The sequence below is a fragment of the Streptomyces sp. RP5T genome (assembly GCF_003933965.1).
Taxonomy (GTDB): Bacteria; Actinomycetota; Actinomycetes; order Streptomycetales; family Streptomycetaceae; genus Streptomyces.
The window spans coordinates 1-14804 of sequence record NZ_RSAJ01000180.1; the positions used below are offsets into that span (position 1 = coordinate 1).

Below are 14804 nucleotides of genomic sequence, written 5' to 3' on the forward strand. Positions count from 1 at the left end.
GGTGGGGACGTGGGGCTGTTCGGCTCGCGAGGGCGACGTAAGGGCATACCGAACGAGCCGGCGCTGCTGGCCGCAGCCGCGGAGAATCCCGGTGGCAGTGTCGCGGAGATCGATCCCACGTACATTGACGACCCGAACGGCTACGTTCCTCCCGAGGCGATCCGCGGCGCGTGGTTGGTGGACGACAGCGGCAGGCTGACAGGGGAGTACCAGGAGAATCCCCGCCACGGGGCACCGCAGGACGACTTCGGCAAGCTCACCGATCCTGATCACTGGCTTGGCTGGCTCGGCGACGATCCCGCGGCCGCGGTCCGCCAGGGCATCGAGGACTCCTTGCGATCCCAGGCGGCGGACGCGGTCATCGAGTGGGTCAAGATCCTTGATACGCCCCGGTTCCTCACGGGTGGGCGCCCACACTCGGAGGACGAACAGCTCATGCTGGTCACCCGCGCCGCACTCGCCGCCCCGTTCGCGTTGTCCGTGCGGACGGCCCAGCACGGACGTTCCGTCCTGCTGGGGGTGTTCTCCTGGGCGGCGGTGAACCTCGCACAGCCCGAGAGCCGCAAGGACCGGCACTGGTTCGACCTGGGCGTCGGCCTGGACTGGGCCGGTGAACGGCTGAAAGAACGGATCTACGAGATCGACGCGGAGGAGGACGACACCGTCGAACGGTAGGGCGGCCTTGCCCATCGGTCCGTACCGGCGGCCCGTGCGGTGACATGTCGCTGTGGGCGAGCTCTGGGAAACCTGGCTGCGACGACGGCCGGTCAGCCGAGGGCGAGGGGCATGCCTCCGCTCCACTGGCGGAGATCGTGCCCGTCCATGAGCCGGATGCCGGCCTGCCGGGCGTATGCCATGGCGGCACGGGTGAATTCCGTCGTGGTGACGACGAGCCCGATGTCGGCGGCGTGCACGGTCCGGAAGGTCCCTCCGAAGCGTTGCAGCTCCGTGGACGTGACGCGACGGTCGGCGTAGTTCTTGCACTGCACGACAACCCGCCGTGCCCGGACGGTTCGTGCGGTCACGTCGGCGCCCAGGTCCCCTGGGGCACCGGTGACCTCGACCGATGTGAAGCCGTCGCGTTCGAGGAGCTGTGCGACCCGCTCCTCCAGTTGCCGACCGGCCTCGACCGAAGCTCCCCGGTGCGGGTGGGCCCGAGCCTGCCGTTGTGCCTCGACGGCCTGCCCGGTCCGCCACAGCCGAGCCTCCTGCGCCTGTCGTTCCTCGCGATCGCGTGCGGCGAGAAGCGCCCGATCGTGGTCCTGTCGCAGTGCGCGTATCTCGTCGCGCTGCAACTGCTCCTTGGCGGCGGCCAGTTCTGTGGCGGCCCGGTGTTCGTGTGCCCGCTGCTGCAGGGACTCCCGCAGCTGTCGCCGCGCCTGTTCCCGCTCGCGCGCGTCAGCCTGGCGGTGCTGGTCGTCGGCGAACTGCTCAAGGGAGACCGCCGCATGCGCCGTTCGCGCGTAGGTCTCCTGCAACAGGGCCTTGTCCCATGTCCGCATGGCCGCCAGGGCGTGTCCGTCCTGGCGGGCCAGGTCTCGGACGCGGCGGGCTTCGTCCCGGCTCAGGGGCGCTTCGGCCCGACAGCGGGCCTCCGTCTCGCGCAGATGCGCATACGTTTCGGCCAGCGCGGCCTGCTTGCCGGGCAGGCTCCGGCCCAGCCGCCGACTCCACAGGCCCGAGGCCGAAGAGGCCAGGGCCGGCAGGACCAGAAGGGCACTGCCGTAGAACCACGCCGCCGCCAGCAACAGTGGCCCTGCGGCGACGAGTTGGCGGTGCACGCGGTAGACGGCTCTCAACCCCATACGGGCAGCGTACGCAGAGGTAGTTGCCGCCTGTCGCGGTTCCTGTCGCTCGGGCATCCCGGGAGTCGGTCAGGGCCGTTCGAAGAGTTGGAGGAAGCCGCCGAGAGAGAAGCAGCACGCTCCGGTGAGGGTGGTCCAGTTGGCGATGTCGGCGTTGATCAGGCTGCCAGTGGCGGGGCGGGTGTAGGCGGCGAGTGCCGAGACCATGAAGAGGACCGAGCCGAGCTGGTTCACGGCGACGATCCACCAGCCGAGGCTCCGGCGGTGCAGACAGGGCCATGCGCGGTGGCAGATCTCCACGGAGGCGAGGTGGCCGGAGAGCAGGAACAACGCACAGCCGACCACATCCGGGGTCCAGATGAGCCGGTTGATCTGCTGGACGCTCAGCCCTTTCAGGAAGGAGTCGAACAGGTTCACGGCGAACACCAGCGTGCCCGCGAAGAGAATGAGGGTGCTCAGCCAGTCCACCCGAGTCGGCTCGTAGCTCCACCAGCGCCAGGAGCGGGTGTTCAGGCGGCCTTCTCCGCCGGGTTCGTGGCGGGGGGCGTTGACGACCTGGAGCAGGGAGACGTAGCCGCCGGTGTTGAAGAACAGTCCGCCGGCGAAGTAGATCGAGGCGCAGGTGGTGGCGTCGCCGGCGCCGAACTGGGCGACACCGGCGCCGACCGCGAAGAGTGCGCCGCCGATGACGAAGGCGGTCGCGGCGATGGTGTTGAGCCTGCGCAGGCGGCCGAGAGTGAGGTCGTCGACGCTGATGTCCTGGCCGGCCGGTGCGCCGGACGGGCGGAAGGCGATGACTCCGCGGCGCCGGGCGGGTCGCGACTCCCAGACGGCCGTACCGCCGTCGGGTGGCCGCCAGGTGAGCCGGGTGGTGAACGGTCCCGCGCCCTCGGCGCGCTGCTCGGCGGCCGTCATGCGGCCGAGACGGCGGCGACGGCGAGGGGGGCGGTGCCGACGACGGGCGCGATGGTGGTGGACGCGGTGCCGACGACGGGCGCGTTGGCGGCGGGCGCGGTGCCGACGACGGCGTAGATGCTCTGGGCAGGCATGCGCCGACTCTGCCAGAGCAAACCGCACATAGAGAAGATTTCGTCGGCCTTGGCCGTACGCGTCCAGGGAAAGTGCCCCACCGCTATCGAGTCGGAGGGGGCGGGCGGCCGGTCAGCCCAGCGAGGCGCTCGCTGTGCGCAGTTCGTCAAGGGCCGCCAGGCTGTATTCGGCGAGGTCGTCCTTGCCGTCACGCTCGCTCTCGGACCACTGGGCGTATCCCCGTTTGAAGGCGAGGAGGCCCAGTTCGCCCGCCAGGGCCGCCGTCGGATCTGGGACGCCGCGGGCGACCAGGGCGTTGGTCATCGCGGCCGCGAGGCTGACGCTCTTGAGGGCGTCCCGCTCCTGCAGTTCGGCACTGGCGGCGACGGCCGCCTTCAGGCGAGGGGCGATCTCGCGGCTCATGGGGCCCATCGCGCTCGACGCGCGCTCCAGACCGGCGGCGACCGCCTCCAGCGGGCTGGCGTCAGCGGGCGCCTCGGCGATCCCCTCGGCCAGCAGCCGGCTCAGCGTCTCCTGCCCGGCCACCAGCAGCTCCCGCTTGTCGGGGAAGTGCCGGAAGAAGGTGCTCTTGGTGACTCCTGCGCGCTCGGCGATCTGCGCGACCGTCGTGGCGTCGTACCCCTGCTCGGTGAACAGGTCGACGGCCGCCACGACCAGGCGTTCGCGCGCGCCCGGTTCCCATCTGGCCATGGTCGCCATCCTATGTGATGGGACTCTTGTCCCGTCACTGCGGTAGAGTGACGGGACAAGAGTCCCATCACTCCTGGGGAGTTTCCCATGCGCGTTTTCGTCACCGGCGGCACCGGTCTGATCGGGTCCGCCGTCGTCGCCGAACTGCTCGACAACGGCCACACCGTCCTCGCCCTCGCCCGCTCCGACTCATCCGCTCAGGCCGTGGAGGCGGCCGGCGCCGAATCGCTGCGCGGAGCCCTCGCCGACCTGGACACCCTGCGTGCAGGCGCCGCCCAGTCCGACGGGGTGATCCACCTCGCGTTCGGCCACGACTTCAGCAGCCCCGACGCCGTCGCGAAGTCGGTGGCGGAGGAGGGCGCCGCCCTCGCGGCCCTCGGCGAGGAACTCGTCGGCAGCGACCGCCCCCTCGTCACGGTCTCGGGTACGCCCGCCGTACCCGGCCGCGCCTCCACCGAGGCCGACCCGCTGATGACCGAGGGGCCGGTCGGCGGTCGCGGTCGTACGGTCACCTCCATCCTGGGCCTGGCCTCGCGCGGCGTCCGCAGCACCGCCGTACGCCTGCCGCGCACCGTGCACAACCAGGGCTCCGGCGGATTCGCCGGCCTCCTGACCGACATCGCACGCCGGACCGGAGTGTCCGGTTACCCGGGTGACGGCGCACAGCGCTGGCCGGCCGTGCACGCGCTCGACGCGGCCGTCCTCTTCCGGCTCGCCCTGGAACAGGCGGAAGCGGGTACCTCCTGGCACGCCGTGGCCGACGAGGGCGACCAGGTGCGTGACATCGCCACGGTCATCGGCCGACGGCTGGGCCTGCCGGTCGAATCGGTGCCCGCGGAGACGTACGGCCCTCTCGGCCCGATCTTCGCCGGCGACCAGCCCTCGTCCAGTGCGTACACCCGGCAGGCGCTCGGCTGGGAGCCCAAGCACCCCAGCCTTCTGGAGGACCTGGAGAACATCCAGCCCTGACCGGCAACCACGGGCAACCGGGGAGTCCTGATGACCTGAGAGTCATCTGACTGATGTTCCGGTGGCGAGCCACGGCGCAGACTGGGGTCACTGGCCGGCCCCTTCCCTCCGCCCGACAAGACAGGAACGAGACGCAGTCATGCGCGCAGTGGTTCTCCGAGAGTTCGACACCCCGCTGGTCCTCGACGAGATCGAGAAGGACAGCGCCGGCGCCGGCCAGGTGCTGGTCAAGGTCGAGGCCAGCGGCGTCAATCCGTTGGACACCAAGATCCGGGCCGGAAAGGCCGCCCACGCCCGGCGCGCGCTGCCGGCCGTCCTGGGCCTGGACCTGGCCGGCGTGGTCGAGGAGGTCGGCCCGGGTGTCGAGGATTTCGCACCCGGCGACGAGGTGTTCGGCATGACCGGTGGCGTGGGTGATGTGCAGGGATCGCTCGCCGAGTACGCGGCCGTCGACGCCCGTCTGCTCGCGCGCAAACCGGCCGCCCTCACCATGCGCGAGGCCGCGGCCCTGCCCCTGGTCGTCATCACGGCCTGGGAAGGCCTCGTCGACCGGGCGCAGGTCCACGCGGGGCAGAAGGTCCTCATCCACGGCGGAGCGGGCGGGATCGGCCACGTGGCCGTGCAGATCGCCCGTGCCCGTGGTGCGGAGGTCTTCGCCACCGCGTCGCCCTCGCGCATGGCCGTCGTCGAGCGGCTGGGGGCCACCCCGATCGACTACACCACCACGACGGTGGAGGAGTACGTCGCCAAGCACACCGGCGGCGAGGGCTTCGACGTCGTCTTCGACACCGTCGGCGGTCGCGTGCTCGACGACTCCTTCGCGGCAGTGCGCACCTACACGGGGCATGTCGTGAGCGCCCTGGGCTGGGGAACGCACAGCATCGCGCCCCTGTCCTTCCGCGGGGCGACGTACTCCGGCGTCTTCACCCTGCTCCCCCTGCTGACCGGTCGCGGGCGGGAGCACCACGGAGAGATCATGCGCGAGGCGGCCGCCCTCGCCGACGCGGGGGCGCTCAAGCCGCTTCTCGATCCCAGGCGCTTCACCCTCGCCGACGTGGCCGCCGCCCATGCGGCCGTGGAGAGCGGCTCCGCCCGGGGCAAGATCGTGATCGACATCGACTGACGTCCGGTCCTATGCCGACGCAGAGGAAGGGCTCCGATCCGCGGCTAAGGACCGTTCTCCTCGGCGCCCAGATCGGTGAGCGCGTCGCGCAGCGCCGCGCGCGAGCTGATGCCGAGCTTCGGGAAGACGCGGTACAGATGCGCGCCGACGGTCCGCGGTGACAGCCGCAGTTGCTCGCCGATCTGCCGGTTGGTCAGGCCGGTCGCCGCCAGTCCGGCGATCTGCCGTTCCTGTGGTGTGAGTACGGCCGCAGGACCGGCTGAGCGTCGGCTTCTGCCGGTGGCGCGCAACGCGGCCTCGGCGCGGTCGGCCCACGGCGTGGCGCCAAGGCTGGTGAACAGCTTCTCGGCGCGTTCCAGATGAGGCCGGGCGGCCCGCATCGCGCGATCCCTGCGCAGCCGCTCACCGTAGGCCAGTTCGAGGCGGGCCAGCGGAAACGGCCATCGCAGCGCATCCGGATGCGCGACCAGCGGATCGAACAGGTCCGGGTAGACGTCGTCGTCCGCCACCAGGGCTGCGGCCGCGGCGCACAGAAAACGCAGCCGTGGCGAGATGCGGGCCATGTGCGCCTCGGACGCGGCCCGCACGTGGGCGCGTGCCTCGTCCACATGCCCACTGCCCATGGCCGCCTCGACGGCGTCCATGATCGTCCACACCGAGACCTGCTCGTGCGACGGGAAGGTGCCCAGCGGGCCGATCGATGTGTAGTGCTCGTACGCGTCCTGGTAGCGCCCTTGGGAGAGCGCCGCCAGGCCCTCGATGTTGGCCGTGAAGGTCCGCACGGCCAGGGCGTTGCGCGGGATCGCCCACTGGTGCATCCGCGCGCGGGCACGAGCGATGTGGTCGAGGTCCGCCCGTGCGGCGGCGAGCAGCATCTGGGGGTTCTGCGCTCCCCACAGCAGCAGGTCGTAGCCGTTCTCCCGGCACAGCGCGACACCCTCGTCGGCGAGGGCGGCCGCGTCCTGCCAGCGGCCTTCGTGGAAGGCGCCGGCAGCCAGCATGATCACGGCCTGGACGGCGAGTGCGACGGCGCCTCCGGCCCGGCCCTCGGCAGCCGTGCGCTCCAGCGCGGCGCGGGGGACCCGGTCGACGTAATGTCCCGCGAGGGCGACCATCACGACGCGGATCGGATTCGTCTCGCCGTCCAGGTCCGCGAGCAGGGTGTCCAGTTCCCGCACGTGCTCCGGCGTGGACCGCGCGGGGTCGGCGAACGTCGTCGCCGCGAGCCGGAACGGCGCCGTGAGCAGGGGTGTCAGCCGGGTGACGGCGTCGTCGAACGGCTTCCACAACTCCGGCCGCCCGCCGAAGGCGCAGATCATCATCAGCGTGCCGAGTGCCTCCTCCAGGGCTTCGGCGCTCTGCGGATCGGGATCGACATGGGTGATGGCCCCGACGAGCAACTGGTGAGCGGTGTCGATGTCGCCGTCGCTGTTGAGCAGGTGCGCCGCGGCGGCGGTCGACGCCCTCAGGGTGCTCGTCACCGCCGGGTCCGCCTCCCGGGCCCGTTCGAGGAGGGCACGGGCGCCGTCGAGGGTGCCGGCGACGTTGGCCCCGATGTACGCGGCCCGGACGAGCCGGCGGGCCCGCTCGGCCCGGTCGACGCTCATGTCGGCGGCGCGCAGCAGCAGGGAGACGGCCTGCACGGTGTCGCCGCGTTCGAGTGTGGTGAGCGCGACTTCGACGAGCCGAGCCGCGATGGTGTCGTCCGGTCCCAGGGCCGACTCGGCGAGGTGGAGAGTCCGGACGTCCGGGTCCGCCGCCAGCTGCGCGAGCCGGTGATGGGCGGCCCGGCGCTCGGGCGCGGTGGCCAGGTCCACGACCGCGGAGCGGATGAGCGGGTGCGCGAAGCGGAGCCGGTCGGCCCGCCGGTCAACGGAGACCAGGGCGCTCGCCTCGGCCGGAGCGAGGTCGCTCGCACAGCCGGCGACGAGCTTCATCAGCGGCGTGCTGTCCTCGCTGCCCAGCGCGGCGAGCAGCAGCAGCCGGCGGGTCGGCTCGGGCAGGTGGGACACCCGGCTCTCGAACAGCCACCTCAGCCGTGCGCTCAGCGGCAGGGTAGGGGGGAGGAAGTCGGCCCCGGTCTCCTGCGCCGCGGTCAGAGCCCGGGGCAGCTCGATGAGGGCCAGGGGATTGCCGTCCGCCTCGGCGAGGATGCGGTGGCGGACGGACGCGTGCAGATGCGGATGGTGCCGGCGAAGCAGGCTCTGGGCGGCGTCGTCCTCCAGCGGGGTCAGGGCCAGTTCCGGCACCGACTGGCGGTCGAAGAAGCTTTCCTGCCCGGTGCGCTGCGACAGCAGCAGGCCGACCCGGAGCCCGCCGAGCCGACGGGCGACCAGACTGAGGATCACGACGCTCGCGCGGTCGACCCACTGCAGGTCGTCGACCACCAGCACCAGCGGCGTCGTCGAAGCGAGGTGCCCCAGCCAGGCGAGCAGCGCACTGGTCAGCACCAGGCGGCCGGGAGGATCCCCCCGTTCGAAACCGAGCGCGGTCGCCAGCGCGGCGCGGTGCACCTCGGGCAGTTCCGGCAGGCTGTCCGCAGCGGGCAGCAGGAGCTGGTGCAGACCGGCGAAGCTCAGCTCCGTCTCGTACTCGGAACCGGAGGCGCGGAGCACGCGGGCGCCCAGGGCGGCACCCTGCCGCACGGCCGCTTCGAGCAGTTCCGTCTTCCCGATGCCTGGCTGGCCGGTCACCAGCTGCGCGCCGCCGTCCCGGACAGCGGTCCGCAGGAACGAGGCGAGGGCCCCCGACTCGCGTTCCCGCCCTACGACGGTGAGCGGCCCTGCGACGGGGAGCCGACCTGCGACGGTGAGCCGAGCTGCGTCGTAGCCGGTTTCGTGTGCAGCCACGACGCTCCTTCCGCGCGGTCCGAACCCCGTCCCGGTACGCGGTCCGAACATGCGGGTCGAGAGGAAGGAAACCTCTCACCGCTGTCAGCGTATCGGAACGCCTGCCGGCGCCTCCGACACCGTTCGATCTTGCTCAGGCCATGGGCCGCTTGCCCGCGGGACCGGGACATCAACAGGCAGTTCAAGAAGCGGTCATTCGACTGATGTTGGGCCGTGCCGGCCCGGCGACGCTGGTTCCGCACGACAACACAGCTCTCGCCAGGCTCGGCGGGACACCTCGCTCTGCGCAAACGAAAGAGTCAATGTGATCGACAGTGACACTCCCTACCCGACCATGCTCCTGGTCCACGGCGCCTGGCACGGCTCCTGGTGCTGGGACAAGCCGAGGGAGGCGCTCCGTGCCGCCGGCTGGTCGACACGAACCCTCGACCTGCCCAGCGCCGGGCGGGACTGCGGCGTGCACGAAGACGCCCAGGCCGTACTCGAAGAGCTCGGCCGCATCGACGGACCCGTCGTCATCGTTGCGCACTCCTACGGCGGCATCCCGGTCACCCAGGCCGCCGCCCAGGCCACCGACGTGGTGCGGATCATCTACCTGGCGGCCTACCAGCTCGACGCCGACGAGAGCCTGCTCGGCTTTCACGGTGCGCCGGATCCGGAGGAGCCGCACGGCCTGCAACCGGTACCGGACGATTCCCTGGCGATGTTCTACGGCGACCTGCCCGATGCCGAAGCCCAGGAGGCGGTGGGGCGGCTCGTTCCGCAGAGCACGCGGTCCTTCGGTGAGCCGCTGACGCAGGCGGCGTGGCGCACCGTCCCCTCGGCATACATCGTCTGCGAGAACGATCAGGCCCTGCCACCGCACGACCAGGAGGCGCTGGCCACCCGCTCGGACGAGGTCCACCGGCTCGCGAGCGGCCACTCCCCGTTCCTCTCCATGCCCGATGAACTGGCCGCCGTCCTCGCGAAGATCGCCCTCGGACCGGCCGTTTGACGCGAGATCGCGGTCAGCTGCGCCAGCCGCTCCCCAGGGCGGCGAGCGGCTGGTTCCTCACCCGGCGGCCAGGGTCACCCCTGCGCGGTGGGCCGCACGATCAGCTCGTTGACGTCCACGTTCGCCGGCTGGTCTATGGCGAAGGCGATGGCATCGGCGATGGCCGAAGCCGGGATCGCCAGCTGCTCGGCCGCCGCCCGTGCGGCGGCCCGGGCTTCCGCCGAGCCGCCGCGGTCGGTCAGCTCACTCCGTGTGAAACCCGGGCTGACGACCGTGACGCGGACGTCGCGGCTCTCCTGCCGCAGCCCTTCGGACAGAGCCGCCACCGCGAACTTGGTGGCGCTGTACACGGCGGCGGTCGGGTCCACCCGGTGCCCGGACACGGAGGACACGTTGACGATGTGACCGCCGCCCTGCCGCCGCATCTGCGGCAGCACCGCAGAGATGCCGTAGAGGACGCCGCGCAGATTGACGTCGATCATCTGCTCCCACTCGGCGATCCGCAGATCGGCGATCGGCGACAGCGGCATCACTCCCGCGTTGTTGACCAGCACGTCGATAATGCCGAACTCCTCGATGCCGGCGGCGGCGAACGCCTGCACCGAGTCGAGGCTGGTCACGTCCAGCTCGCGGTGGGCGACGGACGCTCCGCCGTGGCGCAGTTCCCCGGCGAGTGCGGCCAGGCGCTCGGTTCGGCGGGCACCGAGGAGCACGCGGTGGCCGAGTGCGGCCAGTCCGCGGGCGGTGGCCTCGCCGATGCCGCTGCTGGCGCCGGTGATGAGGACGGTCTTCGTTGCTGCTGACGTAGTCATGTGTGCCCCTGTCGGCTGTACTGGCGGCGTCCGCCGCTTCCACCACCGATTCGACGGCCCGGCGCCGGAAGCGGGAAGGCAGTATGAGCCTGGGTGTGGGGCACCTAGGTTGCGGCACCGTTCCCCGATGCTGTGGGCCGGTACATGCTGGGACGCCGTTCACGACAGGAAGAAAGCCATCGACCCGGACAGGAAGACCTTGATGCACAGGCGTTTGACCGTGCCGAATCACCCCGTCACGAGACCAGTGAGTGCGGCCGGGGTCGATGCCATGGCGGCACACGACAACGAGCTCGGCGCGTTTCTCCGCGCCGGCCGCGCACGCGTGGAGCCGACCGACGCGGGACTCGCACGCGGGCTCTCGAAGCGGCGCGTCCGTGGCCTTCGACGCGAAGAGGTCGCCGTGCTCGCCGGGGTGAGCGCCGATTACTACGCCCGTCTCGGGCAGGGGCGCGAGCGCAATCCCTCCGCGCAGGTGATCGGGGCGATCGGGCACGCGCTTCGTCTCGCCCCCGACGCGCGCGAACACCTGTACCGGCTGGCGGGACTGAACCCCCGGCTCGGCCCGGACAACGCGAGGGACCTCGTACACCCCTCGCTTCTGAACCTGCTGGAGGCCTTTCCCCAGGCAGCGGCCTACGTGCTCGGCCCGGCCTTCGACGTTCTCGCGACCAACTCCGTCGCCGACGCACTGCTGTCGCCGTTCGGGAACGAGCGGAACATGCCCCGCATCCTGTTCACCCACCCCGGCGCGAAGACGGTGTTCACGGAGTGGGTGACGCTGCGGCGCAGTACCGTCCACGCGCTGCGGCTGAACGCGGGGCGGTTCCCGAACGACGCGGCCATCACCCGTATCGTCAGCGAACTCAGCGACGTCTCGGAGGAGTTCCGCACTCTGTGGGCCGACCACAACGTCGGAGGTCTCACGCGGGCCTTCAAGGTGTTCGAGCACCCTGACGTGGGGCGCGTCGAACTGACCTACCAGAGCTTCGACGTGACCGATGCCCCCGGACAACTGCTGCTCGTCGGCAGCCCCGAGCCCGGCAGCCGCAGTGAAGAGGCCCTCACCTACCTCGCCTCCATGGCCCATCCGGCCTGATGACCGGCAGTTCACCAGGGTGCTCCAGCACGTCGAGCGACGCGCAGACGACCAAGAGGAAGAGACGACCATGCCCTTCGCCGACGAACTGATCAACGACCGCACCGCTCAATCCTTGATCCTGGCTGTGCGCACCGTACTGCCCAGTGCGGAACTCACCTCGCTGCACGCCGCCGAGCGGCAACTGGCCCCCCTGGCACTGCGCCAGAGGGCCGACCTGCTCAGAGACGCCCTGCTCGCGGACGTTCCCGGTGACTACGCCGAACTGGCGCGCGTCGTGCGCGCCGCCAAGGACAGCACGCCGGTGTTCGCCGGATGGCTCATCTGGCCGGTCACGAGTGCCGTCGCCACGAAGGCCGTCGCCGAGGACACCGCCGAGGCCTTCGAGGATGCCATGGCTCTCCTGGCCGAGCTCACCGGGCGGCTGACGTCCGAGTTCGCCCTCCGCGTCCTGCTGCGCCACGACGTGGACCGGGGTCTCGGAATCGTCGCCGGGTGGACGCTGTCCCCCGACGCCGACGTGCGCCGCCTCGCCTCGGAGGGCACGCGGCCCTACCTTCCCTGGTCGACACGGGTGCCGGACCTCATCGCTCGTCCCGGCGTCACCGTGCCCGTCCTCGACGCCCTCTACGGTGACGAGAGCGAGTACGTCCGCCGTTCCGTCGCCAACCACCTCAACGACCTCAGCCGTGACCACGCGGACCTCGTCGTGGCGACGGCGCGACGCTGGTCGGAGGCCCCGGCCCCGACGACCGGAGCACTCGTGCGTCACGGCCTGCGGACGCTGGTGAAACGTGGTCATCCGGGTGCCCTCGAACTGCTGGGCTTCGCTCCGGCGACGGTCGAGGTGGACGGACCGCTGCTCGACCGCGTCCGGGTGGCCTTCGGCGGGAGCATCCGGTTCACCGCGGTCATCCGCAACGCCGGTGCGGAGGAGGCCCGGCTGGCGATCGACTACGTGGTCCACCACAACAAGGCCAACGGCTCGCAGAGCGCCAAGACGTTCAAGCTCACCACCCGCACGCTCGGCCCGGGCGAGGCGATGGAGGTGACCCGCGAACACTCCTTCCGGCCGATCACCACCCGCCGCTACCACCCCGGAGCCCATGCCATCGCGCTGCAGATCAACGGTGTGGCGTCGGCCCGCGCGGAGTTCGAACTCCAAGCCCCTTGAGAAAGCGCCGCGTTCCGTCCCCATGCCGTGGAGTGCGGGGTCGGTCCGGCGCGGTGGCGGCTGGCGCAGGCACCCGACCCGACCGAGGCATTGCGTGCACAGGATTCAGTGGGCAGGAGCTGAACCAGGCCGACCCAGTTATCCTCGTCCGCCTTGGTTTGGGTGGCGCGGCCTTCAGCAGCCGGTCGGCAACGGGCAGGTGCCTGGTCGGGCATCCTGCCGCCGGATGACCGATGCCCAGTGCCGACCCCGCTTCGGCACAGTCCTTGAGCACCGCCGGGCCGTCCCACACTCAGGTGCCGCACTCCTCCTGCCCTGCTCAACAAAATCCCGGCAGTCGCGGAACTCGTGGGCCGGCCACGACGCCGACTCGACTTCGGCGAACGCGGTCAGCCCCACGGCACCGGCCCGGGCACCTTCCGCCGGGTCGGCGAGCGGACCATCTCCTGGCTGCACGGCTTGCGCCGGCTGCGCATCCGCTGGAGCGACGCGACGACATCCAGGAAATCGTCCTCGGACGCGCCGTCCGCGACGGCGGCACAGGACCTACCGCCGAGCGTTCAGGCCGAGGGGAAGAGCCACGGTGCGCGGTAGGCGGCCGAAACCGGTGACCCAGGCCGGCGAGCAATCAGCGAGTGCGGGTGATGGTCTTGTGCTCGACGTAGCCGGTCAGGCCGACCTTGCCGTACTCACGGCCGACGCCGCTGGCCTTGTAGCCGCCGAACGGACCGTCGAAACTGTTGCCGGCCCCGTTGATGATGACGCCCCCGGTGCGCAGCCGCCGGGCGACCGCCAGGGCGCGCTCGGTGTCGCTGCCCCAGATGCCGCCGGACAGGCCGTACTCGGAGTCGTTGGCGATGCGGACGGCGTCGTCCTCGTCCTCGTAGGCGATGACCGCGAGGACCGGGCCGAAGATCTCCTCCTGGGCGATGCGCATGGAGTTGTCGACGTCGGCGAAGACCGTGGGGGTGACGTAGTTGCCCTTTTCCAGGCCCTCGGGGATCTGCGGGCCGCCGGTCACCAGGCGGGCACCCTCCTCGATCCCGGTGTTGATGTAGTCGATGACGCGCTGCTGCTGGTCGCGGCGGATCATCGGGCCGATGAAGGTGTCCGGAGCGGCTGGGTCGCCGACCTTGAGGGACTCCACCATCGTCTTGACGGCCTCGACGACCTCCTCGTACCGGCTGCGCGGGGCGAGGATGCGGGTCTGCAGGATGCAGGCCTCGCCGTTGTTGCCGAGCGAGGCGAAGCGCAGGCCCTGCATGACGGAGTCCAGGTCGGCGTCCGCGAGGATGACGGCGGCGGACTTGCCGCCCAGCTCCAGGCCGGCGCGCTTGAGGTGGTCACCGGCGATGGAGCCGATGCGGCGGCCGGCGCCCGTGGAGCCGGTGAAGGAGATCTTGTCGACGCCGGGGTGAGAGACGAGGTACTCGCTGGTCCCGCGGTCAGCGGGCAGGACGGACAGGACACCCTCGGGCAGACCGGCCTCGTGCCACAGGTCGGCGAGGAGCGCCATGCTCAGGGAGTTCTCCGGGGACACCTTCAGTACGACGGTGTTGCCGGCCAGCAGGGCCGGGATCAGCTTCGCCGTGGCGGCGGAGAACGGCGAGTTCCACGGGATGACCGCGGCGACGACGCCGATCGGCTCACGGCGCACGATGGTGTCGAAGGCGACCGACTCGTCGGAGGGCTCGATGATCTCCTCCCAGCCGAAGTCCTCGGCAGCCTTCAGGTACGCCTTCACCTGACGGGTCAGGAAGGGCTGCCCGGCCTTGGTGAACCAGCCTGCCGAGCCGTTCTCGACGGAGATGGCCTGGGCGACCTCGTCGGCGCGGGCGGCACGCAGCGCGTCGTAGCGGCGGACGACAGCCTGACGCTCCTCGGGGGTGGTCTGCGGCCACGGGCCGTGGTCGAAAGCCTTGCGGGCGGCGGCGACGGCCGCGTCGATGTCGGCGGGCGCGGCCTGGGCGGCGCTGCCCAGTACGGACTGGTCGTGCGGGGAGTGGATCTCGAGCAGCAGGGACGGATCGCTGGGGGCGATCCAGGAGCCGCCGATGTAGAGCTTGTCGCGGACAGTCATGGTGCCGGGTTCTTTCTACGGAGAGACAGTGGGACCGGAGAGTCCCTGGGCATGCCGAGGGGACGGCGTGTGGAGGAGGGCCGCTTCGGCGGCGGAGGTTGTCCGCGCGTGCGGCCGTCGTCTGCGCCGTCACTGGTTGCGTGACCGTGGGCTCGGGGC

Annotated in this window: 13 protein-coding genes and 1 pseudogene; 7 read left to right on the forward strand and 7 right to left on the reverse strand. The window is 71.2% G+C overall.

What is annotated here, in order from left to right; all coding sequences use genetic code 11:
- Positions 1-675 (forward strand): hypothetical protein (locus EHS43_RS19990; protein WP_312023429.1); only part of this gene is annotated, 675 nt, incomplete at its 5' end.
- A gap of 92 nt (positions 676-767) precedes the next feature.
- Here the strand turns inward: EHS43_RS19990 and EHS43_RS19995 are convergent.
- From EHS43_RS19995 to EHS43_RS20005, 4 genes are all read right to left on the reverse strand, one after another.
- Complete coding sequence (locus EHS43_RS19995) at positions 768-1805, reverse strand: restriction endonuclease (RefSeq protein WP_260470623.1); 1038 nt, start codon at positions 1803-1805, stop codon at positions 768-770.
- Between the two features lie 69 nt (positions 1806-1874).
- Positions 1875-2720 (reverse strand): hypothetical protein, encoded by an 846-nt coding sequence (locus tag EHS43_RS20000; protein WP_125192134.1) that lies wholly within the window; start codon positions 2718-2720, stop codon positions 1875-1877.
- Positions 2717-2854, reverse strand: coding sequence for a hypothetical protein (locus EHS43_RS46530; RefSeq protein ID WP_185806320.1), 138 nt, complete (start codon positions 2852-2854; stop codon positions 2717-2719). Before EHS43_RS46530 ends, EHS43_RS20000 begins: the two co-directional genes overlap by 4 nt.
- A 112-nt stretch (positions 2855-2966) precedes the next feature.
- On the reverse strand, positions 2967-3545 hold the full coding sequence (locus tag EHS43_RS20005; RefSeq protein ID WP_125192135.1) for a TetR/AcrR family transcriptional regulator: 579 nt from the start codon (positions 3543-3545) through the stop codon (positions 2967-2969).
- 87 nt (positions 3546-3632) lie between these two features.
- On the opposite strand from EHS43_RS20005, the gene EHS43_RS20010 reads away from it, so the two are divergent.
- The gene (locus tag EHS43_RS20010; protein WP_125192136.1) at positions 3633-4514 is read left to right on the forward strand and encodes an SDR family oxidoreductase; all 882 of its coding nucleotides are present in this window, start codon (positions 3633-3635) and stop codon (positions 4512-4514) included.
- Between the two features lie 139 nt (positions 4515-4653).
- Positions 4654-5637 (forward strand): zinc-dependent alcohol dehydrogenase family protein, encoded by a 984-nt coding sequence (locus EHS43_RS20015; protein ID WP_125192137.1) that lies wholly within the window; start codon positions 4654-4656, stop codon positions 5635-5637.
- 44 nt (positions 5638-5681) lie between these two features.
- Here EHS43_RS20015 and EHS43_RS20020 read toward each other — a convergent pair whose 3' ends face one another.
- Positions 5682-8486, reverse strand: a complete 2805-nt coding sequence (locus EHS43_RS20020; RefSeq protein ID WP_185806321.1) for an AAA family ATPase — start codon at positions 8484-8486, stop codon at positions 5682-5684.
- A gap of 304 nt (positions 8487-8790) precedes the next feature.
- On the opposite strand from EHS43_RS20020, the gene EHS43_RS20025 reads away from it, so the two are divergent.
- Positions 8791-9480: an alpha/beta fold hydrolase gene (locus tag EHS43_RS20025; protein ID WP_260470624.1), complete on the forward strand. Its 690-nt coding sequence runs from the start codon at positions 8791-8793 to the stop codon at positions 9478-9480.
- A 74-nt stretch (positions 9481-9554) separates the two neighbouring features.
- On the opposite strand, the gene EHS43_RS20030 is transcribed toward EHS43_RS20025, so the two are convergent.
- Positions 9555-10292: an SDR family oxidoreductase gene (locus EHS43_RS20030; RefSeq protein ID WP_125192139.1), complete on the reverse strand. Its 738-nt coding sequence runs from the start codon at positions 10290-10292 to the stop codon at positions 9555-9557.
- A gap of 271 nt (positions 10293-10563) precedes the next feature.
- Here EHS43_RS20030 and EHS43_RS20035 point away from each other — a divergent pair, with 271 nt between their 5' ends.
- The 3 genes and pseudogenes from EHS43_RS20035 to EHS43_RS47885 all read left to right on the forward strand — a co-directional run.
- Entirely contained in the window at positions 10564-11391 is an 828-nt protein-coding gene (locus EHS43_RS20035; protein WP_125192140.1) for a helix-turn-helix transcriptional regulator, read from the forward strand.
- A 70-nt stretch (positions 11392-11461) separates the two neighbouring features.
- A complete protein-coding gene (locus tag EHS43_RS20040) occupies positions 11462-12565 on the forward strand; it encodes a DNA alkylation repair protein (RefSeq protein ID WP_125192141.1) in 1104 nt (367 codons plus the stop codon).
- 396 nt (positions 12566-12961) lie between these two features.
- Positions 12962-13071: pseudogene (locus EHS43_RS47885) on the forward strand (IS5/IS1182 family transposase); the annotation flags it as partial.
- A gap of 122 nt (positions 13072-13193) precedes the next feature.
- On the opposite strand, the gene EHS43_RS20050 reads toward EHS43_RS47885, so the two are convergent.
- Positions 13194-14645 carry an aldehyde dehydrogenase gene (locus EHS43_RS20050; protein WP_125192142.1) on the reverse strand — a complete coding sequence of 484 codons (1452 nt, stop codon included), beginning with the start codon at positions 14643-14645 and terminating at the stop codon, positions 13194-13196.
- Positions 14646-14804 lie beyond the last annotated feature (159 nt).

What these genes read in the sequence shown, in the direction of transcription:
- EHS43_RS20015 (WP_125192137.1), top strand. Translation starts at nt 4,654, where the DNA reads ATGCGCGCAGTGGTTCTCCGAGAGTTCGACACCCCGCTGGTCCTCGAC.
- EHS43_RS20035 (WP_125192140.1), top strand. Translation starts at nt 10,564, where the DNA reads ATGGCGGCACACGACAACGAGCTCGGCGCGTTTCTCCGCGCCGGCCGC.
- EHS43_RS46530 (WP_185806320.1), bottom strand. Translation starts at nt 2,854, where the DNA reads ATGCCTGCCCAGAGCATCTACGCCGTCGTCGGCACCGCGCCCGCCGCC.
- EHS43_RS20030 (WP_125192139.1), bottom strand. Translation starts at nt 10,292, where the DNA reads ATGACTACGTCAGCAGCAACGAAGACCGTCCTCATCACCGGCGCCAGC.
- EHS43_RS20005 (WP_125192135.1), bottom strand. Translation starts at nt 3,545, where the DNA reads ATGGCCAGATGGGAACCGGGCGCGCGCGAACGCCTGGTCGTGGCGGCC.
- EHS43_RS20040 (WP_125192141.1), top strand. Translation starts at nt 11,462, where the DNA reads ATGCCCTTCGCCGACGAACTGATCAACGACCGCACCGCTCAATCCTTG.
- EHS43_RS19995 (WP_260470623.1), bottom strand. Translation starts at nt 1,805, where the DNA reads ATGGGGTTGAGAGCCGTCTACCGCGTGCACCGCCAACTCGTCGCCGCA.
- EHS43_RS20050 (WP_125192142.1), bottom strand. Translation starts at nt 14,645, where the DNA reads ATGACTGTCCGCGACAAGCTCTACATCGGCGGCTCCTGGATCGCCCCC.
- EHS43_RS20000 (WP_125192134.1), bottom strand. Translation starts at nt 2,720, where the DNA reads ATGACGGCCGCCGAGCAGCGCGCCGAGGGCGCGGGACCGTTCACCACC.
- EHS43_RS20010 (WP_125192136.1), top strand. Translation starts at nt 3,633, where the DNA reads ATGCGCGTTTTCGTCACCGGCGGCACCGGTCTGATCGGGTCCGCCGTC.